Below are 26,406 nucleotides of genomic sequence, written 5' to 3' on the forward strand. Positions count from 1 at the left end.
TCCGTTATCTTGAGGAGCAACCTTTTTTAGAAAAGAAATAGTAATTTAGAAGTTCTTAACAAAAGCATTCTTCTTTTACATTTGTTCTGAAGATGGTAAAATTATAGGAAAATTAAATTATTGGAAGTGTGTGTAATGATCAACAGTATGACTGGGTATGGTCGTGCGATTAAAAAAGTTAATAACACAACATTTACCACTGAGGTAAAAACAGTAAATCATCGCTTTTGTGATGTTTCCGTTAAAATGCCTAAAGAGTTTTTATTTCTTGAAGAATTGATAAAAAAAACGGTGCAAGAAAAGTTACATAGAGGTCGAATTGAAGTATACATTACCATTGATAGCCAAGTTGGATGCGAAAAGCAAGTAAACTTAAATACATCTCTTTTAGAACAATACTTGCAACTTATAAAAAATGCAGCTAAAGAGAACGATCTTTCAGGTGAGCTAACAATTGACCAACTTTTACATATTCCAGATTTATTTTCTATCTCTGAAAAAGAAGAAGATATCACGCTTTATCAAGAAGCAATTCTTGATGCCATCACAAATGCAACATTAAGTTGTTTAGAAATGAGAATGGAAGAAGGAAAATCTTTAGAGAAAGATTTATCAAGCCGAATTCTTATTATTGAAGAAACTATTTCAACGATTCAACAATTTGCACCCGTAGTTATAGACCACTATCGTGAGCGTGTGAAACAAAAAATCATAGAATTCATTGGCAGCGATATGCAAGTGGACGAACACCGTCTACTAACTGAGGTTGCCATATTTGCTGAAAAAGCAGATGTCTCCGAAGAGTTAACAAGACTTAAAAGTCACTGTGAACAATTTATAAAAATTATCTCTGGAAGCGGAGTAGTAGGACGTAAACTTGATTTTCTGGTGCAAGAAATGAATCGTGAAGCAAATACGATTGGCTCGAAAGCAAATGATTATCGAATTAGCCAAAACGTCGTGTTATTAAAAAGTGAATTAGAAAAAATTAAAGAACAAGTACAAAATATTGAATAACCCCTTTATAAAACTACTGTATTAAGGCTAAAATATAGGAGGTACATATATATGAGCATAAAGCTTATTAATATCGGTTTTGGAAATGTTGTTTCTGCCAACCGAATTATTGCAATTGTTAGTCCAGAATCTGCACCGATTAAACGTGTCATCCAAGAAGCACGTGATCGTAGTATGTTAATAGATGCAACATATGGAAGAAGAACACGAGCAGTAATTATTTCTGATAGTGACCATGTTATACTATCAGCAGTGCAGCCAGAAACGGTCGGACAAAGGTTAACAAACGATATTGGCGACGAAAATTAGTTGGAGGTTTATATGAAGAAAGATAGAGGATTACTATTTGTCCTTTCAGGTCCTTCGGGTGTTGGAAAAGGCACAATAATGAAAGAAATAAGACAGCAAGAAACGAATTTGAAATATTCCATTTCAATGACAACAAGACAGCCACGTGAAGGTGAGATTGATGGAGTTCATTATCACTTTACAGAAAAAGAAAAATTTCAAGAGATGATTGAAAACAACAAATTGCTTGAATGGGCAGAGTTTGTTGGCAATTATTACGGAACGCCAATTGATTATGTAACAGAGACGTTAGATAAAGGTGACGATGTTATTTTAGAAATTGAAGTTCAAGGTGCATTGCAAGTAAAGAAAAATTATCCTGAAGCAATTTTTATTTTCTTAATGCCACCTAGTTTATCTGAACTTCGAAATCGTATTGTCGGACGAGGGACAGAACCAGAAGACATTATTAACAATCGCTTATCGATTGCACGTGAAGAAATAGAAATGATGAGTTTATATGATTATGTCGTAGAAAATGATAAAGTAGAGTTAGCGTGTGAAAGAATTAAAGCGATCAGCATTGCAGAGCACTGCCGTCGTGATCGTTTAGAAGACAAATACAAGCAATTATTGGAGGCCGAATAATATGTTATATCCATCAATTGATAATTTATTAGAAAAAGTAGATTCAAAGTACAAATTAGTTACGATTTCATCAAAAAGAGCTCGTGAAATTCTTCAACGTCCTGAAGGTGTAATGGTTGAGAAGCCAGTTTCACATAAATCAGTCGGGAAAGCACTTGAAGAAATTTATGAAGAGAAACTTACATTGGTTCAGAAGTAAAGCACAATGATAACAACCTATCAATTAGGTTGTTATTTTTTTAATGAAATGCTAGTGCGACAAGGGTATACGTCAAGAGCTAGGAAGGCGAAGAATTTCACGTTGCTCACAGGACGTGAGCGTTCTTAGTGAAATTAGGGATTGCTTCAGCTTTTCTTTATATGATCCAGCTTCAGCAATCAACGTCTAGAAAACTTCACACTCTTCATTTCGATAAGTCTACATCGAATAGCTTCACTATTCGTGTATCCTTTATCTTAATCAGAGTGCTCCAGTTTTACGCCGTTAAGCGATTGCTTCAGCTTTTCTTTTTTGGAGGGGATTTCATTATGTTAAATAAAAAAATTTTATTATGTGTAACCGGTGGAATTGCTGTGTTTAAAGCAGCAGCATTAACAAGTAAACTTACTCAACTTGGAGCGAGTGTCAAGGTAATCATGACCGATTCAGCTAAACAATTCGTTACTCCACTTACGTTTCAAGCGTTATCGAGAAACCCTGTTTATACTGATACATTTGATGAAAAAGATAGTGAGAAAATTGCTCACATCGACCTAGCTGATTGGGCTGACGTCGTGTTAGTCGCGCCAGCAACAGCCAACAGTATCGGTAAACTTGCGAACGGAATTGCTGATGATATGGTTTCAACGACGATTCTTGCAACTACTTCGGATGTTTGGATTGCTCCAGCGATGAATGTACATATGTATGCTCATCCTGCTGTGCAAAAGAATATGGATACATTAAAAGCTTTCGGTTATCGGTTTATCGAACCTGGTATCGGACAATTAGCATGTGGGTATGAGGGGAAAGGACGATTAGCTGAACCGGAAGATATTATTTCAATACTAGAGAATGAATATAACCAAACCAAGGTATTAAAAGACTTACATATTGTTGTAACGGCGGGACCAACAGAGGAAAAGATTGATCCAGTTCGCTATTTTACAAACCGCTCATCAGGAAAAATGGGCTATGCAGTTGCTGAAGAGGCTCGCAAGCTTGGTGCAAAAGTTACATTAATTAGTGGACCGACAAACATACAAAATCCATCAGGAGTAGAAGTCATTCATGTAAAGTCAGCACAAGAAATGTATGAGGCAGCAAATAGTGTCTTTAACGAATGTTCGATATATATTAGTGCAGCTGCAGTGGCAGACTATCGCCCGAAGACTACATCAGAGCAAAAAATCAAGAAACAGAATGGTGAATGGGCAATAGAAATGGAACGTACAACTGATATTTTAGCGACGCTCGGAAATAAGAAAGATAAGCAAACAGTTGTTGGATTCGCGGCGGAAAGTGAAAATGTGGAACAGTACGCTTTGAAAAAAATTGAAAAGAAGAATTTAGACATGATTGTAGCTAATAACATTACATCTGAAGGCGCTGGATTTGGAGTAGATACGAACATCGTTTCGATTTATAAAAAAGACGGATCGAAAGAAGATCTCCCTATGATGTCTAAGAATGAAGTAGCTAAAACAATTTTACACCATGCACATTCATTGCATGTTAGGAATGAACAAAAATGATTGCAAAAGTAATTGTAGATGTACCAACAAACCAAACGGACCGTCCTTTTGATTATGAGATTCCTGAAAAGTTTATTTCTATTATTGAACCTGGTATGCGAGTAATCGTCCCTTTTGGCCCTAGAAAAATACAAGGATTTATCGTTAGTGTAGAAGAACAGTCTGAACTGAAATCGTTAAAAAAAATCATCGATGTCCTCGATATAACGCCAGTCCTAAACGAAGAGCTAATAAACGTTGGTTTTTGGTTAACGGATAAAACACTTTGCTTTGCAATTTCAGCTTTTCAAGTAATGCTTCCCGCTGCTTTGAAAGTGAAAGTTCAAAAAGACATTGTAGTTAATGCTGGAAGGGAAAATGATCTTCCAGAGCAGATTGCAAATAAATTTTCATCAGGAAAGTCTTTACCTTGGGATGAACTGATGAACGATAAGGAAGACATAGCGTTAATCAAACAGTTGTTAAAAAAAGATATCGTTACAGTTCGCTACAATGTGAAAGACCGAAAACAAGAAAAAACAGTCATTTTTATAACGCCTGCTATTTCCTTAGAAAAATTAAGGGAAGAAGTAAAAAAGCTTGATCGAGCGAAAAAACAGCAAGAAATCTTACAATATTTTATTGAAGGCGGAGAAGAAACAACTGTAATACAGCTATGTGACCGTCTTGGAACAACTAGGTCGACCATTAAAGCGCTTGTTAACAAACAGCTATTAATAGAAAAAGAAGTGGAAGTGTACCGTGATCCATTTCAAGAACGAGAATTTACTAAATCTAATCCACTACCTTTAACTACTGAACAAGCAAAAGTGTTGGAGCCAATTTTGACTTCAATCGAAGATAAAAAGCATGAAACGTTTTTACTTCACGGTGTTACAGGGAGTGGAAAAACAGAAGTGTATCTTCAAGCAATTGACAAAGTCTTAAGAGATGGAAAAGAAGCCATCGTCTTAGTTCCTGAAATATCATTAACGCCACAAATGGTTTTACGATTTAAAGGTCGATTCGGCTCTAAAGTAGCTGTTTTTCATAGTGGTTTATCACAGGGAGAAAAGTATGATGAATGGCGAAAAATACACCGAGGGGAAGTGAAAGTTGTAGTCGGTGCTAGATCAGCAGTTTTTGCACCGTTTACGAATATCGGGATTATTATTATTGATGAAGAACATGAAAGTAGCTATAAGCAGGAAGATAATCCACGCTATCATGCACGAGATGTTGCTATCTTTAGAGGTGATATCCATCAATGTCCAGTTGTATTAGGAAGTGCAACACCTTCTCTCGAATCTTTTGCTCGAGCAAAAAAAGGGGTATATCATTTACTCTCAATTGCTGAGCGTGTGAACGAAACTGCTATGCCAGAAGTGGACATAGTAGATATGAGAGAAGAACTTCGCCAAGGAAACCGCTCGATGTTTTCGGAAGCATTACTAGAAAAATTAAAAGATAGAATTGCTAAAAAGCAGCAATCTGTTCTCTTTTTAAATAGACGAGGTTTTTCTACTTTTGTCATGTGCCGTGAGTGCGGCTTTGTGGTAGAATGCCCACATTGTGATTTATCGCTAACTTATCACCGGAAATCACATGCAATGAAATGTCATTATTGTAATTTTGAAGAACGTGTGTCAGACTTATGCCCTAGTTGTGAAAGTGAACACATTCGTTTCTTTGGAACAGGTACGCAAAAAGTGGAAGAAGAATTAGCGAAAGTTTTACCAGGGGCTCGCGTTTTACGAATGGATGTAGATACGACCAAACGTAAAGGAGCGCATGAGAAAATATTGCAGGCGTTTGGTGACCAAAATGCCGATATCTTACTTGGTACACAAATGATAGCAAAAGGTCTCGATTTTCCAAACGTAACGCTAGTCGGTATTTTAGCAGCCGATACGATGCTTCATTTACCAGATTTTCGTGCGGCGGAAAAGACTTTTCAATTGTTAACCCAAGTTAGTGGTCGGGCAGGGCGTCACAAATTGTTAGGAGAAGTCGTCATTCAATCGTATACACCAGAGCATTATAGTATTCAATATGCTAGTAAACACGATTACCTAGGATTTTATGATGCTGAGATGCAAATGCGCTATCGATTAGGCTACCCTCCTTATTATTTTGTAACACTGATTACAGTTTCACATCCAAATGTTGTAAAAGCGGCAAACGTGTGTGAGAAAATTGTTTCCTATTTAAACAATAACCTATCAGACAAAAGTATCTTGCTCGGACCAGTCGTCTCACCAATTGCGAGGATTAAAGATAGATATCGCTATCAATGCATGATAAAATACAAAGTTGAGTCAAACTTAGTAAGCAGCTTGCGAGAAATAGTAAAACATTATAATAAAGATATACATAATGACCGCCTGCAAATAAGTATAGATTTAAATCCATATATGCTTATGTAAAAAGATAGGCTGAAAGGACGTTTTTATGGCAGTAAAAAAAATTGTGTTTCATCCAGATCCTGTTTTAGAAAGGGAATGTGATGAAGTTAAAGTATTTGATAAAAAACTAAAAAAACTTATAGCGGACATGTTTGATACAATGTACGAGGCTGATGGTGTAGGACTTGCAGCACCTCAAATAGGCATACCCGTACAAGTAGCTGTTGTTGACACTGGTGATTCAGGGCAACTCGAACTTATTAACCCTAAAGTTATCGAACAAAGCGGAGAACAAACAGGTCCTGAAGGATGCTTAAGTTTTCCAGGGGTTTATGGAGAAGTATCACGTGCATTCAAAATTAAAATTGAAGCACAAGATAAAAAAGGACGTTTTTTCACACTTACAGCAGAGGACTTTCTAGCTCGGGCAATTTTGCATGAGATAGATCACTTACATGGCGTGTTATTCACAGAAAAAATAACACGATATTTTAAAGAAGAAGAGTTAATGGAGGAAGAATGAAATGATTAATATCGTTTTCATGGGAACACCAGATTTTTCGGTGCCAGTACTAAGACAATTAATAGACGATGGTTACAACGTAATCGGTGTCGTTACACAACCTGACAGACCTGTGGGGCGAAAACGTGAAATTACACCGCCACCTGTGAAAGTGGAAGCGTTGAAACATGACATTTCAACATACCAGCCTGAGAAGCTTCGTAAATCAGAAGAACTGCAACAAATTCTAGATTTGAAACCAGACTTAATTGTAACGGCAGCATACGGGCAAATTTTACCTAATGAACTATTAGAAGTACCCAAATTAGGTTGTATTAATGTCCACGCTTCTTTATTACCGGAATATCGTGGTGGTGCACCAATTCATTATTCAATTTTAGATGGAAAAAAAGAAACAGGAATAACAATCATGTATATGGTTGAGAAATTAGATGCAGGGGATATATTAACGCAAGTAACTGTTCCTATTCAAGATGATGATCATGTTGGAACGTTACATGATAAATTAAGTGTAGCTGGAGCAAAACTGCTCTCAGAAACGATTCCTTTATTAATTGAAGGAAATGTAACACCTAAAAAGCAGGACAATGAGAAAGTAACATATGCTTGGAATATTACTCGCGAACAAGAAAAAGTTGATTGGAATAAATCCGGGCAAGATATATATAATCACATTCGTGGTTTACATCCATGGCCAGTTGCTTATACAACATATAAGGAAAAGACAATGAAATTATGGTGGGCACAAAAAATTAACAGTAAAAAACAAGCCGAACCAGGAACGATTATTGAAATAAAAGAAGAAGGATTTGTTGTAGCAACAGGAGATGACACTGCTATTCTTATAACAGACTTGCAACCTGCAGGTAAAAAAAGAATGAGTGGGGAGCAATTCCTTCGCGGAGCTGGAGCAGCAATGGAACTTGGGGAAAAGTTAGGAGAATAGGATGAAAACAAAAAACGTTCGAGAACTTGCCCTTGATATATTATTGCAAATCGAAAAAAACCAAGCGTATAGTAACTTATTACTAAATCAAAAAGTAAATGAGGCTAACCTAAATAGAAAAGATATCGGTTTACTTACGGAAATCGTTTATGGAACGATCCAAAGAAAAAACACGCTTGATTTTTATTTAGAGCCGTTCATAAAAAAGCAGAAAAAAATTGAAACTTGGGTCATTGTTTTACTTCGACTATCATGTTATCAAATGGTATTCTTGGACAGAGTTCCTTCACATGCTGTTATCAATGAAGCTGTTGAAATTGCTAAAAAGCAAAGTCATAAAGGAATTTCTGGCATGGTAAATGGTGTCTTAAGGAATTTACAACGAAATGACCTTCGAAACCTTGATGAAGTTACAAATCAAGAAGAACGACTAGCTATTGAACTTAGTCATCCGACATGGCTAATTAAGCGTTGGTTAAACCAATTTGGTGAAGAAGTTACTCGTGAAATGTGCCAAGTTAATCTAAAGCCACCGCAAGTAACAGTTCGAGTAAATCAAATGAAGGCAAATGTTGATGAAATGTTAACGATTCTCTCAGAAGAAGGTCTTGAAGTGGAAAGAGGAGACTTATCTGAGGATGCGATTAAAGTAATCACAGGTAATGTACCGAACACGAAAAGCTTTCAAGATGGCTTCATTACAATCCAGGATGAGAGCTCGATGCTAGTTTCACGGGCGTTAGGGCCAAGGCCAAGTGAAATAGTGTTAGATAGTTGTGCTGCTCCTGGTGGTAAATCGACACATATTGCTGAAATGATGGAAGGTTCAGGAAACGTTGTAAGCATAGATTTACACGATCATAAAGTGAAATTAATCGGCAAAGCAGCAGAGCGATTAAAGTTAGAGAATATTGAAACAAAAGCAATTGATAGTCGGAAGTTGCATGAAATTTATGAAAAAGAGACATTTGATCGCATCTTAATTGATGCTCCTTGCTCAGGTTTTGGTGTAATTAGAAGAAAGCCTGATATAAAATGGGCGAAGAAAGAACAAGATATTAATAACTTAGCAAGTATACAGAGGAAGATTATTGATGCAGTAGCACCACTTCTAAAAAAAGGTGGGACACTTGTCTATAGTACGTGTACACTTGATAAGGAAGAAAATGAAAATATTGTTGAAGCATTTTTAAACAATAGTAATGAGTTTACGCTAGACGATACATTAATGGAACGGATGCCTGAAAAGCTTTCGGATATCGTTAAAAACAATAAAGGCATGATACAGTTACTTCCACATTATTTTCAAACGGATGGTTTTTTCATCGCTTGTTTAAAGAAGAAGTAACAATTGTAGGAAGGTGGAATTATGGAACAATTAAAAAAAGAACCGAAAACGAAAAAGGTGTTGGATAAACCGTCCATTTACTCTTTTACTTTATTAGAATTAGAAAAGTGGCTTAAAGAGCAAGGCGAGCCTAAATTCCGTTCAGGGCAAATTTTTGAATGGTTATATACAAAGCGAGTAACTACTTTTGAAGATATGACAAACTTGTCAAAAGAATTACGTGAAAAATTAGCGAACGAATTTCTTTTTACCACGTTGAAAGAAGTAGTAAAACAGACGTCACAAGATGGCACAATTAAGTTCTTATTTGAACTATATGATGGCAACTCAATTGAAACGGTTTTAATGCGACACGATTATGGAAATAGCATTTGTGTAACGTCACAATGTGGTTGTCGTCTTGGATGTACATTCTGTGCTTCAACACTTGGTGGTTTAAAACGTAATTTGGAAGCTGGAGAAATAGTTGAGCAAGTAGTACATGTTCAACGTGCTTTAGATGAAACAGATGAGCGAGTAAGTTCAATTGTAGTAATGGGAATTGGTGAACCGTTCGACAACTATGATGAACTAATGAACTTCCTGCGTATCGTTAATCATGATAAAGGCTTAAATATAGGCGCTAGACATATTACAGTTTCTACAAGTGGAATAGTACCAAAAATTTATGAGTTTGCTGACGAAGGTATGCAAATCAATTTTGCAGTATCCCTTCACGCACCTAATACAGAAATTAGAAGTCGCCTAATGCCAGTAAACAGAGCATTCCCATTACCGAAACTTATGGATTCAATTCGTTACTATATTAAGAAAACTGGACGTCGCGTCACATTTGAATATGGCTTATTTGGTGGGGTAAATGATCAAATTGAGCATGCGGTAGAGTTAGCAGAACTAATAAAAGATATAAAGTGTCATGTTAACTTAATTCCAGTTAACTATGTACCTGAGAGAGATTATGTTCGAACACCGCGTGAACAAATCTTTGCATTTGAAAAAGAACTTAAAGCTAGAGGTATAAATGTAACGATACGCCGTGAGCAAGGGCATGATATTGATGCAGCTTGTGGCCAGCTACGTGCAAAGGAGCGAAAAGAGGAGACGAGGTGACCGGAGATGGAAAGTGTTTTTATCACTGACCGGGGAAAAGTAAGAGAACTTAATGAAGATTGTGGTGGCATTTTCACAAATAAAACGAATGAAAAACTAGTAGTTATCGCAGACGGAATGGGTGGGCATCGTGCAGGCGATGTCGCAAGCAATATGACTGTCGATTTGTTCAAGCAATTGTGGGAACAGATAGAGAATATAGATTCCCCTGACCAAGCTGAAAACTGGTTTTCTGAAGTTGTTTTAGAAGTGAACAAACAAATATTAGCCCATTCCAAAAGTAATGAACATTGCGAAGGAATGGGAACAACAATTGTAGCTACTATTTTAACAAAAGATTTTGCTACAATTTGCCATATTGGAGATAGCCGCTGTTATATTGTCAATGATTCATCGGTTCAGTTATTGACTCAGGACCATTCCTTAGTAAATGAGTTATTAAAAAGTGGACAAATAACGGAACTAGAAGCTGATAACCATCCAAAACGGAATGTTTTAATCCGTGCATTAGGTACTGACGAAAATGTCGAAGCTTCAATTCAAACAATTGGTTGGGATGAAGGCGATACAATGTTACTTTGTTCTGATGGCCTTTCTGATAAATTGCAAACCATGGAAATGGAAAGCATTCTCCTAAACGGACAAAACGTAAAGCTAAGAGCCGAAAGATTAGTAGAACTTGCTAATGAAAATGGTGGAGAAGATAATATTTCGGTTGCTTTAGTAGAACATAAACCAGTTTGTTCAGAAGGTGGGTGTTAGCATTGATTGGGAAACGGTTAAATGCTCGATATCAACTTGATCAAGTAATTGGTGACGGCGGAATGGCCACGGTTTATAAAGCGAAAGATGTCATTTTAGATCGTGACGTTGCAGTTAAAGTACTTCGACCAGAACACGGAAATGATCCTGAGTTTATACGCCGCTTTCATCGTGAAGCGCAGGCCGCTACTAGTTTAGCTCATCCTAATGTTGTTAGTGTTTATGATGCTGGAGAAGATAAAGAACTTCATTACATTGTCATGGAACTTGTTGAAGGGCAAACGTTAAAAAAATATATTAATGAAAATAAACCACTATCACTAACAAAAGTAATTAATATTATGACCCAATTAACGGATGGTATTGCACATGCCCATGATAACAACATCATTCATCGTGATATTAAACCACAAAATATATTAATTGATAACGAAGGTACTATTAAAGTAACGGATTTCGGTATTGCCCTTGCGTCTAGCTCTTATACAATTACCCATACGATGTCAGTATTAGGCTCAGTTCACTATTTATCACCAGAGCAAGCTCGTGGTGGTCTAGTTAATGAAAAGTCTGATATTTACTCGCTGGGTATTGTTCTTTATGAGCTTGTAACTGGTCGTGTGCCATTTTCTGGTGATACTGCTGTTTCTGTTGCAATTAAGCATTTGCAAGGTGAAGTACCTTCGCCAAGAAAATGGAATCCAAATCTGCCACAAAGCTTTGAAAATGTCATATTAAAAGCAATGGCAAGGGATCCAAAGTACCGCTACAAGACAGTTAAAGATATGCAATTAGATATCGAAACAGCGTTGCTCGAGTCAAGAAGAGGAGAACGACGTTTTGTTATTCCTACAATTGACGAAGAACATACAAGAGCAATACCAAATATTACAACAGAAGCTCAACTTAAGAGAATGAAGAAGGAACAACAACCGATGAAACCAAACAATAAAAAAGCATTTATTTTTTTCTCGATCTTATTTTTTCTTATATTAAGTACAGTTTTCGCAAGTATCGTATTTCCTAAAATACTTTCTGTTAATGATGTTGACGTCCCAAATGTTGTTGGAATGAATGAGGCGCAGGCAAAAATTGTTTTAAACAAATATGATTTGCAACTAAAGACTCAGGAAGTTTACGATAATACTGTTCCTGTAGGGCAAATTATTGAACAAATCCCCAACGCCGATATAGCCGTAAAAGAAGGTAGTTCAATAAAGGTAAAAGTTAGTTTAGGTAAAAAGCCTATCATCTTAGACCGCTTCGTTGGGCAAACAAAAGAAAGTATTGAAGAAACATTATCACAATTAGGAATTACAAATTATGAATTTGTCGAAGAGGTAAACGAAAATTATCCTGAAAATATCGTCTTTGATCAAGAACCGGGATTTGGTGAAAGGTTTTCTTTAGAAACGGATGTGCTTACTCTCTATGTAAGTGTAAAGCAACCAACGTTTCCTATTGATAACTTAATTGGCTTATCACAAGAAGATGTTTATCGTTATATGAACGATAAAAACCTATCAATTATTCACCAAGAGCAATATTCTGATACAATTGAAAAGGGTTATGTCATTGCGCAAAATCCTGGATTTGGAACTGAAGTAGAGCGTGGAACGGAAATAGAAGTTGTATTTTCGAAAGGTCCGAATCCTAATCAACCAATTACAGTGTATAAAGAAATAAAAATTAACATTCCGAATCAATCGAATAATGAAACATATGATATTCAGATTTCCTATAGCGATGCAAACCATGAAAATAGTTTGTTTATAAGTGAAACAATATCAGAAACGACGACGTACACAGTTCCATTGACGATTAACCCTAATAGTACGGGATCTTACAAAGTTTATATAAATGGAAACATGAAAGATGAAAAAGTATTTCGTTATGAAGACGAAAAAAACAGATAAGATTGGAGGGCTAAAATGCCAGAGGGAAAGATTATAAAAGCGTTAAGTGGGTTTTACTATGTATTAAGTAATTCGGAAGTATACCAATGTCGAGGGAGAGGCGTATTTCGTAAGCGAAATATTTCTCCGCTTGTAGGTGATTATGTAACCTTTGAACCTGAAACGATGACAGAAGGAACAGTTGTTGAGATTGCTGAGCGTAAAAATGAATTAATTAGACCGCCTATAGCTAATGTTGATCAAGCAATTCTCGTATTTTCAGCGACTCAACCACAATTTAGCGATGTCCTTCTTGACCGTTTTTTAGTATTAGTAGAAGCTAAACATTTAAAGCCGATTATTTGCATTTCAAAAGTAGATTTATTGTCAGACGAAGAATTGAAAAATATTGTTCAATACAAAAATCTGTATGAAAGCATTGGTTATGATGTTTTACTTACTTCTACAGAAACGAAAGAAGGGATTGAACAACTGCGTCCATTTTTAGAAAAAGGTGTCAGTGTGTTCGCTGGTCAATCAGGTGTTGGTAAATCTTCGATGCTAAATGCATTAAATGAAGAGTTGAATTTGGAAACAAATGAAATTTCTAGCCACCTTGGTCGTGGAAAGCATACGACAAGGCATGTCGAGCTTATGCCAGTAGGGGATGGTTTTGTTGCTGATACTCCAGGCTTTAGTTCTTTAGACTTTGAGGAAATGGAACCCGAAGACTTAACGCTTTGCTTTCCTGAAATGCGCGAAGTAATGGATAATTGTAAGTTCAGAGGCTGCTTGCACCAATCTGAACCTAAATGTGCAGTGAAGGCTGCTGTTGAAGAAGGAACCATTTCGGCAGCGCGTTATAAACACTATGAGGCATTTTTAGCTGAAATAAAAGAGCAACGGAGGTATTAATATGGTCAAAATAGCACCTTCTATTCTTTCTGCTGATTTTGCAAAACTTGGCGCAGAAATTAAGGACGTGGAAAATGGCGGCGCAGATTATATACACGTTGATGTAATGGATGGTCATTTCGTCCCTAATATTACGATAGGACCATTAATTGTTGATGCGATTCGGCCGCATACTACCTTACCATTAGATGTGCATTTAATGATTGAAAATCCAGATCAATATATTGAGCAGTTTGCCAAAGCAGGTGCAGATATAATTTCAGTTCATGTTGAAGCTTGTAAACACTTGCACCGGACAGTTCATTTTATTAAAAGTCTCGGTGTCAAAGCTGGAGTTGTGATAAATCCTGCAACACCTGTAGCAATGATAGAAGATATTATTACCGATGTTGACCTTGTTTTACTTATGACAGTAAACCCTGGTTTTGGAGGGCAGAGCTTTATAAAAAGTGTCGTACCAAAAATTCGTCAAGTTGCAGATTTAACAAAGAAGCATAACCTTTCAATTGATATTGAAATTGATGGTGGTGTAAATCCAGAAACGGCTAAAATTTGCGTAGAGGCGGGAGCGAATGTTTTAGTGGCGGGGTCTGCTGTATTTAACTATGAAGACAGAAAAGCGGCTATTCAAGCAATTAAAAACAATATTTAACGATATACATAGTCCTTAAAATCTCCTTGCTTACGTAAGGGGTTTTTCTTTTTTCTGTGGAATAAAACAATTTGGAAAATAATACAAAATAACTATATTCATCATTTAATAAAAATGAGATGATTATAATTAAAAGGAAGAATTTCAAGTGATTTGAGGGGATAATCAATGTTCGAAGATAGCTCAACAGATTTTATGTTTACTTTTGGTCCAATCTTTATTGCAACAATCTTTTTTATAGTTATTTCGGTTTTTATCATAATTATTATTACAGGAATCATGCAATGGACAAAGAACAATAAAGCACCGAAGCTAAACGTTAATGCAAAAATAATTACAAAACGAACTGCTGTTAAAGGTGGAGGAGAAAGTCGCGCTTACACAAAGTATTATGTCACGTTTGAAATGGAAAGTGGCGACAGGATGGAATTGCAAGTGAAGGGGAATGATTTCGGCGTACTCGCTGAAGGGGATGAAGGAGAGTTATATTTTCAAGGTACGCGATATTTAGGTTTTGATCGAACAAGGATTAAAGAACTTTAATAGCAAGTAAATGGAGCTTTTCTTATTATTAAAAATAGGTATAGAAAGAAAGTAATGATGATCGTCTTTGACGATCTTTTTTTTATGTCTAAAATTAAATCTTTTCTATTGACAAAAAATTGTGCAGAAGATAAAGTTGCACTAAGGAAACTTTTTAAGTCTAATGCATAAAATATAGTTGAGTAAAATAATTTAAGTTACAGGAAACATGCACATGCTTTTTAAGGATTGCATAATATTGACTGTTGCCGAAAGTTTTGATTCAAACCAAAAATAAATTACTTATGAAAAAGGGGAAATCGAGATGAAGAAAATTAAAATGCTTTTTTTCTTATTATTATCATTAGGGATCATAGCTGGTTGTAATACGACAGAGAATAATTCAGATAAAATTCAAGTTACTACGACAATAGGTATGATAGCAGACATCGTAAAAAATGTAGGTGGAGATCTTGTTGAAGTAAATGGATTAATGGGACCTGGTGTAGATCCCCACTTATACAAAGCTTCACAGGGAGATATCGCTAAATTAGAAAATGCAGACATTATTTTTTATAACGGGCTAAATTTAGAAGGAAAAATGAATGATATATTCGTAAAAATGGCAAGAACGACACCAACGTATGCGGTGACGGAAAAAATAGACAAAAAGTACTTACTTGATGATCCTGAAAATCCTGACCACATAGACCCACACTTATGGTTTAACGTAGAGTTATGGATGAGTGCTGTTGAAGTTGTGCGTGATGCAATGATTGAGCAAGACCCTGAAAATAAAGACGACTACACAAAAAATGCAGAAGCTTATTTAAAAGAGTTAGCAGATTTACATGAATATGTTAAGGCGCAAGTTGCAACTGTTCCTGAAGAAAGTCGCGTCTTAGTTACAGCGCATGATGCATTCGGTTACTTTGGCAACGCATACGGATTTGAAGTAATGGGCTTACAAGGATTAAGTACAGACTCAGAGTTTGGTTTAAAAGATATTAAGCATTTAGTTGATGTATTGGAAAATCGTAATATAAAAGCGGTATTTATTGAAACTAGTATTTCAGATGAATCGATAAAAGCGCTCGTTGAAGGGGCGAAAAAACGAGATCATCAAGTATCAATTGGTGGGGAGCTATTCTCTGATGCAATGGGTGAACCAGGTACAGAAGAAGGTACGTATATTGGAATGGTAAAACATAATATCGATACAATAGTTTCTGCACTAAAGTAAAAGAAAGGTGTGGTTTGATGGAACCTGTTTCAGTCGAAAACTTAACAATTGCATACCACCAAAAGCCGGTTCTTCAGGAGGTTTCGTTTACTGCTCCAGAAGGGAAGTTAATAGGTATTATTGGACCAAATGGAGCAGGGAAGTCAACGTTAATTAAAGGAATTCTTGGTTTAATTCCTAAAGCATCTGGTGAAGTGCAAATTTACGGAAAATCTTATAAAAAACAACGAAAAACAATCGGATACGTACCACAACGTGGATCAGTAGATTGGGACTTTCCGACAAATGCGTTGGATGTCGTTTTAATGGGACGATACGGTCATATCGGTTTATTGAAATGGCCAAGTAAAAAAGATAAACAACTTGCGCTCGATTGTTTAGATAAAGTAGGAATGCTTCAGTTCGCTGACAGACAAATTAGTCAGCTTTCTGGAGGGCAACAACAACGTGTGTTTCTTGCAAGAGCTTTAGCGCAAGATGCAAGCATTTATTTTATGGATGAACCGTTTGTCGGTGTTGATGCTGCGACGGAACGGGCAATTGTCACATTGCTAAACGAATTAAAAATGCAAGGAAAGACGGTACTTGTTGTGCATCATGATTTGCAAACAGTTAAAGATTATTTTGATACAGTTTTATTATTAAATAAGCGAAAGATTGCGATGGGACCGACCGAAGAAGTATTTACGATTGAAAACTTGCAAAAAACATATGGTGGTCGTTTAGCATTTTTAGAAAATAATAATGGTACAGCAGTACTTCAAAAAGGGTGAGTGCCATGAATGAATTTCTTAGCTTGTTAAATGATGCTAATACACAATGGGTAATTATGAGTACATTTTTACTTGGACTAAGCAGTGGGGTGCTAGGGAGCTTTGCATTATTACGAAAGCAAAGCTTAATTGGAGACGCAATGGCTCATGCAGCACTCCCTGGTATTTGTGTCATGTTTTTAATCATAGGTTCTAAATCTATTGGACTATTTATGGTCGGGGCAGTAATTGCTGGTTTACTAGCTTCCTTTTGCATTTACTATATTACGAATAATTCGCGAATTAAAGAAGAAACGGCAATTGGGTTAATCCTATCTGTGTTCTTTGGTTTTGGAATAGTTTTATTAACTTATATTCAGCACAATGCCAATGCTAATCAAAGTGGGTTAGATGACTTCCTATTTGGGCAGGCAGCTTCTCTAGTTGGTGAAGATGTGAAAGTGATGGCTATTGTATCGACTATTTTACTAGTAATCACAGCACTGCTATTTAAAGAGTTTAAACTATTAAGTTTTGATCCTGAATTTGGCAAAGGGATCGGCCTTCCTGCAGGGTTTTTAAACTTTTTATTAATGGTCTTAATTGTTGGTGCAGTAGTAATTGGATTACAGGCGGTTGGGATTATTTTAATGGCAGCAATGTTAATTACACCTGCAATTGCAGCGAGATTTTGGGTAGAAAAGCTTAGCTCGATGGTGATTGTTGCAGGATTATTCGGAGGTATATCTGGTATTTTTGGAACGCTCATTAGTACGCTAGCGTTTTCGATGCCAACAGGTCCACTAATTGTTCTAGCAGCAACCATTTTATTTATAATTTCGATGTTATTTGCTCCTAAGCGCGGATTACTAATGAAGATGTATAACCATATTCGTTTAAAGAAAAAGTTACAACGCCATAAAATAGTGCTCTCGTTATATAGTGAATTAGAAACTTTATATAAAAGTCGCTTTAATAAACAGCTATTAGAAGGAATCCATTTAGAAAAAATATGTTCTAGAAGTGGCTTCTCTGAACGTTTAACATTAAAAACCTTATTAATGTTACAAAAAGAAAAGCTCGTAAGTAATATGGATGATAATTGGAGTTTGACTGATTTAGGGTTAAGTTATGCCTACGAAGGTACGTTAGATCAACGACTTTGGGAAATTTTCTTAATGTACGAAATGAAGTATGCTTCATCGAAAGGTGAATTTACTTCCATTCACTTTACAAAGCAGATGAATAAGCAGACCGTTGCTGAGTTAAAAGAATTATTACACTCGCATGGATTACATCCTGAATTAACAAATGATGCATATATTACAGTGAAAAACACAGTCCTAAGCAAACAAAAGTCCTTAAAAGCTAAAGGAGCGATGTCACATGAGTAGTGCAGCTTGGATAATGTTAACTGGTTCGCTCGTTGGAATTTCATGTGGTATTGTTGGCTGTTATTTAATTTTACGTAAAATGGCAATGCTTGCTGATGCAATAAGTCATACAGTTTTATTAGGAATAGTATTAGCATTTTTATTTACAGGTAGTTTAAGTAATGTATTTATGGTTATAGGTGCTGGAGTTATCGGTGTTTTCACAGCATTTCTTGTGCAACTTTTACATTCTAAAGGCATTCAATCAGATGCAGCAATTGGTGTTGTTTTCACTTCTATGTTTGCTTTTGGTGTAGTTCTCGTTTCATTATTTGCCAAGCAAGTGCATTTAGATGTAGAACACGTTTTGTACGGAGAAATCGCCTATGTGCCATGGAATACACTAACAATTGCTGGAATGGAACTTGGCCCACAAGCGGTATGGGTATTAAGTATCATCTTAGTTATCAATATTATTCTTATTTTGTTTTTCTATAAAGAATTTAAAATAAGTTCCTTTGATCCACAAATGGCAGCTGCAATTGGAGTTCCCGTTGTATTTATTCATTATTTATTAATGGGTATGACTTCACTTACTGCAGTTTCAGCTTTTGAAAGTGTAGGGGCAATATTAGTTGTTGCAATGTTAATTGTACCTGGAGCAGCTGCTTATTTATTAACTGACAAACTTCACATTATGCTAATTCTTTCAGCCATTATTGGGGTTTTATCCGCCATCGCAGGTTATCAAATTGCGTATATATTCAATGTTTCAATTGCAGGTGCAATGGCGTCCGCGGCAGGACTTATTTTCTTCATAGTCTTTATTGCATCACCGAAACATGGATTAATAGCTAAACGATTAGCGACTCGAAATGTATCAAAAGAACTATAGGTAAGGGACAAACGATTTTTTTTCGTTTGTCTTTTTCTTTTTTATAAGCAAAACGAAGTAAAACGAGTTGTTCCTAAATGTAGTAAAATAAGAATCAAAATCGTAGACATCAGTAATAACGAACATTTATTTTGACATCATTTTAATGCAACAATATAATGCAAGAAAACATCGAGGGTGATGTCACAGTGGGGTAATGAAATATGGCCTGTAACGCCAATTAGCAAGATTACATAGCGAAATGGGAAGGTGGATATGGAATGATAGTTATAGTAGCAGGAGGGCCGCAGCAAGCTCTCCCGGAGTTTTCTAAATTTGAAAGTAGTATTACTCGGTGGATTGGGGTAGACCGAGGATTGTATACATTAATTAAAAGTAACATTGTGCCTGAAATGGCATTTGGTGATTTCGACTCAATTACAACTGAGGAAAGAATAGAAGTAGAAAAAAGCGGTTGCCTTCTATATACATATCCGGCAGAAAAAGATGAAACAGATTTAGAATTAGCTTTAAATTGGGCAATAACGCAGGAAGATGAAAAAATTATATTACTTGGTTGTACTGGTGGTAGGCTAGATCATGAACTAATTAACATCCAAATGATTACAAAAACAATCGGAACAAAAAAAGAAATCATTATTTTCGATAATCAAAATAAAATTACTATGAGGGGGCCAGGTACTTATTCACTAGACAAAGATGAGTATTTTCCTTATATTTCTTTTCTGCCTCAATCATATGAGGTAAGTGGGTTATCACTTACTGGTTTCAAGTATCCACTACATGAGACAACGGTGCGATGGGGTGAAACATTATGCATTAGCAATGAATTAGAGAAGAAAAAAGGGACATATTCTTTTAAATCCGGCATATTAATGGTGGTAAAGAGTCGGGATGCCTAGGGAAATTTTTAGGTACTATTTTCTCTCCCGTGAATATATTAATAATGGAGTTAACATCTAGGCTTGCTTAAGGGGCAAACCACGCTTAGGAGGGGGATTATGAAATTTTATACCATTAAACTTCCGAGGTTTATTGGCGGCTTTATTCGTATCGTATTAGGAGCATTTAAGAAAGAGTAGTGAAAAAAGCACCGAATTCGGTGCTTTTTTCACGAAAGAAAACAAAAAAAGAGGCTCGTAAGAAAAATCCTACGAACCTCTTTTTTACTATTAAACGCGTTCTACTTTACCTGAACGTAAAGCACGAGCAGATACATAAACCTTTTTAGGCTTACCATCTACTAAGATACGAACTTTTTGTAAGTTAGCGCCCCATTTACGCTTAGTAGCGTTCATTGCATGAGATCGCTTGTTTCCAAAAGATGCTTTTTTTCCAGTAACAACACATTGACGTGCCATATTATAGTACCTCCCTAGATTTCAAAGAAAATATTTAAGATTTCATCCACATATTAAAAATACTTTCCTATATTATCACGTAAACTAGAATAATGCAACAGTACTTCAAAATGTTTATCAAGAAAAAAACCTTGACACCTAATTTGGACAAGGTATGATATTCCGTAAAAGTGCACTGTTTGCAATAGTTCTTTTAAAAATTGTCATCTTATAGTAAAATGACTGTAGCCAATAGTGACAAAATCCAAAGGAGGATCTTTTATGTCAATTGAAATGAGCACAAAGCTTGGTAAAATTGGAATTACAACTGAAGTTATTTCAGAGATTGCCGGTGGAGCAGCAATAGATTGTTATGGAATTGTCGGAATGGCATCACAGAAACAATTGAAAGATGGAATCTCAGAATTGTTAAAAAAAGAAAACTTTAGTAAAGGTGTAATTGTGCGCCAACAGGGAGAAGAAGTTCACATTGATATGTATATCATCGTTAGCTACGGCACAAAAATTTCAGAAGTAGCTCACAATGTTCAAAATAAAGTGAAATACACTTTAGATAAGATGCTTGGACTTTCAGTAGACTCTGTTAATATTTTTATACAAGGCGTAACGGTTACTAACCCGTAGTTTAAGGAGGAAACATCCAGTGGTACTCAATAATTTAGATGGAAAAATGCTATCCAAAATGGTTATTTTTGGTGCGCGTAACTTAACAAATAATGTGGAATATGTGGATGCACTTAATGTATTCCCTGTTCCGGATGGCGATACAGGAACTAATATGAACCTAACAATTACTTCAGGTCGCAAAGAAGTAGAATTATCAACTTCAAACCATGTTGGTGAAGTTGCTGGTATTTTTGCGAAAGGGTTACTGATGGGTGCACGAGGAAATTCTGGAGTTATTTTATCTCAACTATTCCGCGGGTTTTCAAGAGCCTTAGAAGGAAAAGCGACTGTAGATGCAAAGCAATTTGCTGCTGCTTTTGATGGTGGTGTAGTTACTGCTTATAAGGCAGTTATGAAACCAGTAGAAGGTACGATCTTAACTGTAGCAAAAGACTCTGCGAAAGTTGCTGTTGAAACTGCTGAAAAAACAGACGATATTATTGTTGTTATGGAAGCGGTTGTAAAAGAAGCTAAAGCATCGTTAGATCGCACACCAGACTTATTACCTGTTTTAAAAGAAGTAGGCGTAGTCGACAGTGGTGGTCAAGGACTTCTAACAGTATACGAAGGGTTCCTTGCTAAGTTAAAAGGTGAAGAGTTACCAGAAGGTGCTTCGGCGCTTTCAATGGAAGAGCTAGTAAGTGCAGAACATCATAAAAGTGTTCAAAGTCACATGTCAACAGAAGACATTGAATATGGTTATTGCACAGAGTTCATGGTTAAATTTGAGGAAGACAAATTAAATGAATCACCATTTAATGAAGAAGAATTCCGTAATACGTTAAGTAATCATGGTGACTCATTATTAGTAGTTGCTGATGATGAAATCGTTAAAGTACATATACATGCTGAACATCCTGGAGAAGTTCTAACGTATGCACAAAAGCATGGTAGTCTAATTAATATGAAAATCGAAAATATGCGTGAACAGCATACGACGATTTTAGAGTCAGATAAAAAGACTAAGGCAAAAAAACCTAAAGAAAAAGCAAACTATGGTGTTGTAACTGTTGCAATGGGCGATGGAATTGCTGATTTATTCAAGAGTCTTGGCGCTAATGAAGTAATTAAAGGCGGTCAGACGATGAATCCAAGCACAGAAGATATCGTAAAGTCGATTAAAGAGGCACATGCTGAAACGGTATTTATTTTACCTAATAACAGTAATATCGTAATGGCTGCTAAGCAAGCTGCTGAAGTTGCTGATGCCCGCGTTATCGTTATTCCAACGAAGACAGTACCTCAAGGGATGGCGGCATTATTGTCATTTAATCCTGCGCAATCACCGGAAGAGAATGAAGCTTCTATGCTGGACGGTATTGCTAATGTGAAAACTGGTCAGGTTACATTTGCAGTTCGTGATACTTCCATTGACGGTGTTGAAATTAAAGAGAATGACTTCATGGGAATTGCTGATGGAAAGATTGTTGTTTCTCATAGCGATATGGAAAAAGCAGCACAAGAACTTCTTTCAAACTTAATTGATGAAGACGATGAAATCGTTACAATCATTCAAGGTGAAGATGCTTCGGATAAAGATGTAGATGCTTTAGTTTCCTATGTAGAAGAAAAATTTGAAGATGTTGAAGTTGAAGTTCATAAAGGCGAACAACCACTTTATGCATATATTATCTCAGTTGAATAGACAGATGATGAAAGGGGCTATTTAGCCCCTTTCTCTACATTTAATTATGGGGGAAGAAGCATGAAATATAAAAGTGTTTTTGATATTATTGGCCCTGTGATGATTGGGCCATCAAGTTCACATACAGCTGGTGCTGCTCGAATAGGTCGAATTGCCCGATCATTATTTGGCCGTGAGCCGAAAAAAGCTGTGATCACTTTTTATGGTTCTTTTGCAAAAACGTATAAAGGTCATGGTACGGATGTAGCAATTGTTGGTGGTATATTAGATTTTGATACTTCTGATGAACGTATTATTAAAGCATTAGAATTTGCAAAAAATGATGGTATTGTTATTTCAATCAAAGAAGATGAGGCATTAACAGACCACCCTAACACAGCCCGAATTCACTTAAGTGATGAAAAGGGAGAAATGGAGCTAGTAGGAATTTCAATTGGCGGTGGAAAGGTAGAGATCGTTGAATTAAACGGTTATAAACTTCGCTTAACTGGAGTGAATCCTGCGCTACTAGTTGTTCATCAAGATACGTTTGGAGTTATTGCCAGTGTGACGAATGCATTAACTAAACATGAGGTAAATATAGGCTACATGGAAGTTTATAGACAAGATAAAGGTAAAGAAGCTTTAATGATTATTGAAGTTGATCAAAATTTATCTGAAAAAATAGTACAAGAAGTTTCGAAATTAGAGCATGTAATAAAAGTAATTGAGATTCACGACTAAGTTGAGAGGGGGATACAAATGTTCCGTAATGTTGCAGAGTTAGTAGAGCTTGCTGAATCAAAGAACATGTTAATCTCGGAAATAATGATCCAACAAGAAGTATCTGTAAAAGGAAGATCTCGAGAAGCAATTATCGAGCAAATGAGCCATAATTTAGAAGTGATGGAAAAGGCTGTTGAGCGTGGTATTAATGAAGAGGTTAAATCTCATTCTGGTTTAACTGGCGGAGATGCAGTTTTACTACAAAAATATATTAAATCAGGTAAATCTTTAGCTGGGGACTTACTTATGGACGCTGTAAGTAAAGCGGTTGCAACTAATGAAGTGAACGCAGCGATGGGTACTATTTGTGCTACTCCGACTGCTGGATCTGCTGGTGTAGTGCCGGGAACGTTATTTGCTTTAAAAAACAAGCTGAATCCAACTCGTGAGCAAATGGTCCGCTACTTGTTTACTTCAGGTGCCTTTGGATTTGTTGTAGCAAACAATGCCTCTATTTCCGGTGCTGCAGGTGGTTGCCAAGCTGAAGTCGGTTCAGCAACAGGAATGGCTGCGGCAGCTATTGTAGAGCTTGCAGGCGGTACGCCAAGTCAATCTGCCGAAGCGATGGCTATTGCTTTAAAGAATATGCTCGGTTTAGTCTGTGATCCAGTTGCTGGACTCGTTGAAGTTCCATGTGTGAAACGAAATGCGATGGGAGCAGCAAATGCAATTGTTGCAGCTGATATGGCACTTGCTGGAGTTACAAGCCGCATCCCATGTGATGAAGTAATTGATGCAATGTATAAAATTGGTCAATCTATGCCAACAGCATTGAAAGAAACAGCTTTAGGTGGATTAGCAGCAACCCCTACTGGGCGAGAACTTGAAGCGAAGATTTTCGGAGTGTCTCTCGATGAAGAAAAATAATTTAGTCACCGTACCTGTATCAGAAGTAATAGGTGTTGGTCCTGAAAAGGAAAAACAACTAAATGAACTGGGAATTGTGACTGTTGAACATTTATTAGAATATTTTCCAACACGTTATGAAGACTATCAGCTTAAGGATTTAGCTGAAGTTTCACACGATGAACGTGTCACTGTCGAGGGGAAGGTTCATAGCGAACCTTCTTTACGTTTTTATGGGAAGAAACGATCAAGAATGACAGTGAAAGTGCTCGTTGGCAGATATTTAATTTCTGCCGTATTTTTCAATCAACCGTTTGCCAAAAAGCAATTAACACTCGGAATGACAGTTACACTTACAGGTAAGTGGGACCAACACAAATCAACATTGACAGTTAATCAATATAAGTTAACGCCACACCAAGGTGAGCAAGAGTTGCAACCAATTTACTCAGTGAAAAGTTTAATGAAAATACATACGTTGCGAAAATTTATCGTTCAGGCATTCAAGCAGTATGCTGAATATCTTCCAGAAACTTTACCACGAACAGTATTGCAAAAATATAAACTATTGCCACGTAAAGATGCCTTGTATCGTCTGCATTTTCCTAACACTCAAGAAGAAGCACAGCATGCGCGTAGACGCTTTGTGTATGAGGAATTTTTACAGTTTCAATTAAAGGTACAAGCTTTTCGGAAGTTTGACAGAGAAAATGATAAAGGAATGAAGCAAGAGTTTTCCGAATCAGATGTCTCCTCATTTATTAAGTCTTTACCGTTTCCATTAACTAATGCACAAGACCGGGTGGTAAAAGAAGTGTTAAACGATATGCAAAGTGACTTCCGGATGAACCGCCTTTTACAAGGAGATGTTGGTTCAGGGAAGACAATTGTTGCTGCAATATGTTTATATGCCACAGTTAAATCTGGAAATCAAGGTGCGTTAATGGTTCCAACAGAGATTTTAGCTGAACAACATGTCGAGTCGCTAAAAGAGGTTTTCTCTGCGTATGGAATAACTGTTGAATTACTGACAAGTTCTATAAAAGGGAAAAAACGAAGAGAAATATTATCAAAGTTAGTGGATGGAAGTATTGATATTGCAGTAGGCACGCATGCGCTAATTCAAGACGAAATTATTTTTAAACAACTAGGATTAGTCATAACTGATGAACAACATCGCTTTGGTGTAAATCAGAGGAGGGTGTTAAAAGAAAAGGGTGAAAGTCCTGATGTTCTTTTTATGACTGCAACCCCTATACCTCGCACTCTTTCAATTACGGCATTTGGTGAAATGGATGTTTCAATTATTGATGAATACCCAGCGGGTCGAAAAGAAATAAAAACGTACTGGGCTAAACACGACATGATGGATCGCATCCTAGCATTTATTGATAAAGAGTTAAAGCAAGGAAGGCAAGCTTATGTTATTTGCCCTCTGATTGAAGAGTCAGAAAATCTTGATGTGCAAAATGCCCATGATATTCATGCGATGCTGCAACAGTATTTCGCACAATACCAAGTTGGGCTTATGCATGGTAGATTAGCTGCTGATGAAAAAGAAGCAATAATGCAAGAGTTTGGGGATAATAAAGTACAAGTTTTAGTCTCGACAACGGTCGTTGAAGTCGGTGTTAACGTACCTAATGCCACCGTTATGGTAATTTATGACGCGGAACGCTTTGGCCTGTCACAGCTTCATCAGCTGAGGGGCCGAGTTGGCCGCGGAAGTGCTCAATCGTATTGTATATTACTTGCCGACCCGAAAACTGAGGTCGGAAAGGAACGAATGCAAATAATGACGGAGACGAATGATGGCTTTGTCCTTGCGGAAAAGGACCTTGAACTCCGAGGACCTGGAGATTTTTTCGGAACAAAACAAAGTGGAGTGCCTGAATTCAAAGTTGCTGATATGATTCATGATTATCGTGCGTTAGAAATTGCACGGCAAGATGCAGAAAAATTAGTAGCAAGTACTTCCTTTTGGGAAGCGGATGAATGGGCACCAATGAGGGATAAGTTAGAAAAAACAGGTGTATTCTCGGGCGAAAAGCTTGATTAGTATTGCATAATTTACATAATGGTTATATACTAAGATAAGTTATTAGTACCTAGTCAT

General features: G+C 36.6%; 27 protein-coding genes. 26 read left to right on the forward strand and 1 reads right to left on the reverse strand.

Annotation, left to right across the window (positions count from 1 at the left end; genetic code table 11):
- Window positions 1–135 precede the first annotated feature (135 nt).
- From CIB95_RS02940 to spoVM, 21 genes are all read left to right on the forward strand, one after another.
- A complete protein-coding gene (locus CIB95_RS02940) occupies window positions 136–1,017 on the forward strand; it encodes a YicC/YloC family endoribonuclease (RefSeq protein ID WP_094921574.1) in 882 nt (293 codons plus the stop codon).
- Between the two features lie 51 nt (window positions 1,018–1,068).
- Complete coding sequence (gene remA / locus CIB95_RS02945; RefSeq protein WP_094921576.1) at window positions 1,069–1,326, forward strand: extracellular matrix/biofilm regulator RemA; 258 nt, start codon at window positions 1,069–1,071, stop codon at window positions 1,324–1,326.
- Between the two features lie 12 nt (window positions 1,327–1,338).
- Window positions 1,339–1,953, forward strand: coding sequence for a guanylate kinase (gene gmk / locus CIB95_RS02950; protein ID WP_094921579.1), 615 nt, complete (start codon window positions 1,339–1,341; stop codon window positions 1,951–1,953).
- Between the two features lies 1 nt (window position 1,954).
- Window positions 1,955–2,152 carry a DNA-directed RNA polymerase subunit omega gene (rpoZ, locus tag CIB95_RS02955; RefSeq protein ID WP_094921581.1) on the forward strand — a complete coding sequence of 66 codons (198 nt, stop codon included), beginning with the start codon at window positions 1,955–1,957 and terminating at the stop codon, window positions 2,150–2,152.
- A gap of 326 nt (window positions 2,153–2,478) precedes the next feature.
- Window positions 2,479–3,687 carry a bifunctional phosphopantothenoylcysteine decarboxylase/phosphopantothenate--cysteine ligase CoaBC gene (gene coaBC, locus CIB95_RS02960; protein ID WP_094922154.1) on the forward strand — a complete coding sequence of 403 codons (1,209 nt, stop codon included), beginning with the start codon at window positions 2,479–2,481 and terminating at the stop codon, window positions 3,685–3,687.
- Window positions 3,684–6,092: a primosomal protein N' gene (gene priA / locus CIB95_RS02965; protein ID WP_094921584.1), complete on the forward strand. Its 2,409-nt coding sequence runs from the start codon at window positions 3,684–3,686 to the stop codon at window positions 6,090–6,092. The genes coaBC and priA overlap by 4 nt, the downstream gene beginning before the upstream one ends.
- A 25-nt stretch (window positions 6,093–6,117) precedes the next feature.
- Entirely contained in the window at window positions 6,118–6,594 is a 477-nt protein-coding gene (gene def, locus CIB95_RS02970) for a peptide deformylase (RefSeq protein WP_094921587.1), read from the forward strand.
- A 1-nt stretch (window position 6,595) separates the two neighbouring features.
- On the forward strand, window positions 6,596–7,540 hold the full coding sequence (gene fmt / locus CIB95_RS02975; RefSeq protein ID WP_094921590.1) for a methionyl-tRNA formyltransferase: 945 nt from the start codon (window positions 6,596–6,598) through the stop codon (window positions 7,538–7,540).
- A 1-nt stretch (window position 7,541) separates the two neighbouring features.
- Window positions 7,542–8,888, forward strand: coding sequence for a 16S rRNA (cytosine(967)-C(5))-methyltransferase RsmB (gene rsmB, locus CIB95_RS02980; protein ID WP_094921593.1), 1,347 nt, complete (start codon window positions 7,542–7,544; stop codon window positions 8,886–8,888).
- Window positions 8,889–8,909: 21 nt separating this feature from the next.
- On the forward strand, window positions 8,910–9,998 hold the full coding sequence (gene rlmN / locus CIB95_RS02985) for a 23S rRNA (adenine(2503)-C(2))-methyltransferase RlmN (protein WP_094921596.1): 1,089 nt from the start codon (window positions 8,910–8,912) through the stop codon (window positions 9,996–9,998).
- A 6-nt stretch (window positions 9,999–10,004) separates the two neighbouring features.
- The gene (locus CIB95_RS02990) at window positions 10,005–10,760 is read left to right on the forward strand and encodes a Stp1/IreP family PP2C-type Ser/Thr phosphatase (RefSeq protein ID WP_094921599.1); all 756 of its coding nucleotides are present in this window, start codon (window positions 10,005–10,007) and stop codon (window positions 10,758–10,760) included.
- 2 nt (window positions 10,761–10,762) lie between these two features.
- Window positions 10,763–12,676 (forward strand): Stk1 family PASTA domain-containing Ser/Thr kinase, encoded by a 1,914-nt coding sequence (gene pknB, locus CIB95_RS02995; RefSeq protein WP_094921602.1) that lies wholly within the window; start codon window positions 10,763–10,765, stop codon window positions 12,674–12,676.
- 15 nt (window positions 12,677–12,691) lie between these two features.
- Complete coding sequence (rsgA, locus tag CIB95_RS03000) at window positions 12,692–13,570, forward strand: ribosome small subunit-dependent GTPase A (RefSeq protein ID WP_094921605.1); 879 nt, start codon at window positions 12,692–12,694, stop codon at window positions 13,568–13,570.
- A gap of 1 nt (window position 13,571) precedes the next feature.
- On the forward strand, window positions 13,572–14,222 hold the full coding sequence (gene rpe / locus CIB95_RS03005) for a ribulose-phosphate 3-epimerase (protein WP_094921608.1): 651 nt from the start codon (window positions 13,572–13,574) through the stop codon (window positions 14,220–14,222).
- 168 nt (window positions 14,223–14,390) lie between these two features.
- Window positions 14,391–14,765, forward strand: a complete 375-nt coding sequence (locus CIB95_RS03010; RefSeq protein ID WP_094921610.1) for a DUF2500 domain-containing protein — start codon at window positions 14,391–14,393, stop codon at window positions 14,763–14,765.
- Between the two features lie 304 nt (window positions 14,766–15,069).
- Window positions 15,070–15,987, forward strand: a complete 918-nt coding sequence (locus CIB95_RS03015; RefSeq protein ID WP_198949151.1) for a metal ABC transporter solute-binding protein, Zn/Mn family — start codon at window positions 15,070–15,072, stop codon at window positions 15,985–15,987.
- Window positions 15,988–16,004: 17 nt separating this feature from the next.
- Window positions 16,005–16,760, forward strand: coding sequence for a metal ABC transporter ATP-binding protein (locus tag CIB95_RS03020; RefSeq protein WP_094921616.1), 756 nt, complete (start codon window positions 16,005–16,007; stop codon window positions 16,758–16,760).
- Between the two features lie 5 nt (window positions 16,761–16,765).
- Complete coding sequence (locus tag CIB95_RS03025; protein WP_094921619.1) at window positions 16,766–18,133, forward strand: metal ABC transporter permease; 1,368 nt, start codon at window positions 16,766–16,768, stop codon at window positions 18,131–18,133.
- Window positions 18,126–19,007, forward strand: coding sequence for a metal ABC transporter permease (locus CIB95_RS03030; RefSeq protein ID WP_094921622.1), 882 nt, complete (start codon window positions 18,126–18,128; stop codon window positions 19,005–19,007). Before CIB95_RS03025 ends, CIB95_RS03030 begins: the two co-directional genes overlap by 8 nt.
- 260 nt (window positions 19,008–19,267) lie before the next feature.
- Window positions 19,268–19,909 (forward strand): thiamine diphosphokinase, encoded by a 642-nt coding sequence (locus CIB95_RS03035; RefSeq protein WP_094921625.1) that lies wholly within the window; start codon window positions 19,268–19,270, stop codon window positions 19,907–19,909.
- Between the two features lie 99 nt (window positions 19,910–20,008).
- The gene (gene spoVM, locus CIB95_RS03040) at window positions 20,009–20,089 is read left to right on the forward strand and encodes a stage V sporulation protein SpoVM (RefSeq protein ID WP_094921628.1); all 81 of its coding nucleotides are present in this window, start codon (window positions 20,009–20,011) and stop codon (window positions 20,087–20,089) included.
- A gap of 90 nt (window positions 20,090–20,179) precedes the next feature.
- On the opposite strand, the gene rpmB is transcribed toward spoVM, so the two are convergent.
- Window positions 20,180–20,368 carry a 50S ribosomal protein L28 gene (gene rpmB / locus CIB95_RS03045; protein WP_094921630.1) on the reverse strand — a complete coding sequence of 63 codons (189 nt, stop codon included), beginning with the start codon at window positions 20,366–20,368 and terminating at the stop codon, window positions 20,180–20,182.
- A 261-nt stretch (window positions 20,369–20,629) separates the two neighbouring features.
- Between rpmB and CIB95_RS03050 the strand changes: the two genes are divergently transcribed.
- From CIB95_RS03050 to recG, 5 genes are read left to right on the forward strand one after another with little or no spacing between them, the layout of a single operon-like run.
- Complete coding sequence (locus CIB95_RS03050) at window positions 20,630–20,992, forward strand: Asp23/Gls24 family envelope stress response protein (protein ID WP_094921633.1); 363 nt, start codon at window positions 20,630–20,632, stop codon at window positions 20,990–20,992.
- A gap of 19 nt (window positions 20,993–21,011) precedes the next feature.
- Entirely contained in the window at window positions 21,012–22,679 is a 1,668-nt protein-coding gene (locus CIB95_RS03055) for a DAK2 domain-containing protein (protein WP_094921636.1), read from the forward strand.
- A 60-nt stretch (window positions 22,680–22,739) separates the two neighbouring features.
- The gene (gene sdaAB / locus CIB95_RS03060) at window positions 22,740–23,402 is read left to right on the forward strand and encodes an L-serine ammonia-lyase, iron-sulfur-dependent subunit beta (RefSeq protein ID WP_094921639.1); all 663 of its coding nucleotides are present in this window, start codon (window positions 22,740–22,742) and stop codon (window positions 23,400–23,402) included.
- 18 nt (window positions 23,403–23,420) lie between these two features.
- Complete coding sequence (sdaAA, locus tag CIB95_RS03065; RefSeq protein ID WP_094921642.1) at window positions 23,421–24,311, forward strand: L-serine ammonia-lyase, iron-sulfur-dependent, subunit alpha; 891 nt, start codon at window positions 23,421–23,423, stop codon at window positions 24,309–24,311.
- Window positions 24,298–26,349 (forward strand): ATP-dependent DNA helicase RecG, encoded by a 2,052-nt coding sequence (gene recG, locus CIB95_RS03070; protein WP_094921645.1) that lies wholly within the window; start codon window positions 24,298–24,300, stop codon window positions 26,347–26,349. The genes sdaAA and recG overlap by 14 nt, the downstream gene beginning before the upstream one ends.
- Window positions 26,350–26,406 lie beyond the last annotated feature (57 nt).

It is taken from the genome of Lottiidibacillus patelloidae, from assembly GCF_002262935.1.
Classification (GTDB): domain Bacteria; phylum Bacillota; class Bacilli; order Bacillales; family SA5d-4; genus Lottiidibacillus; species Lottiidibacillus patelloidae.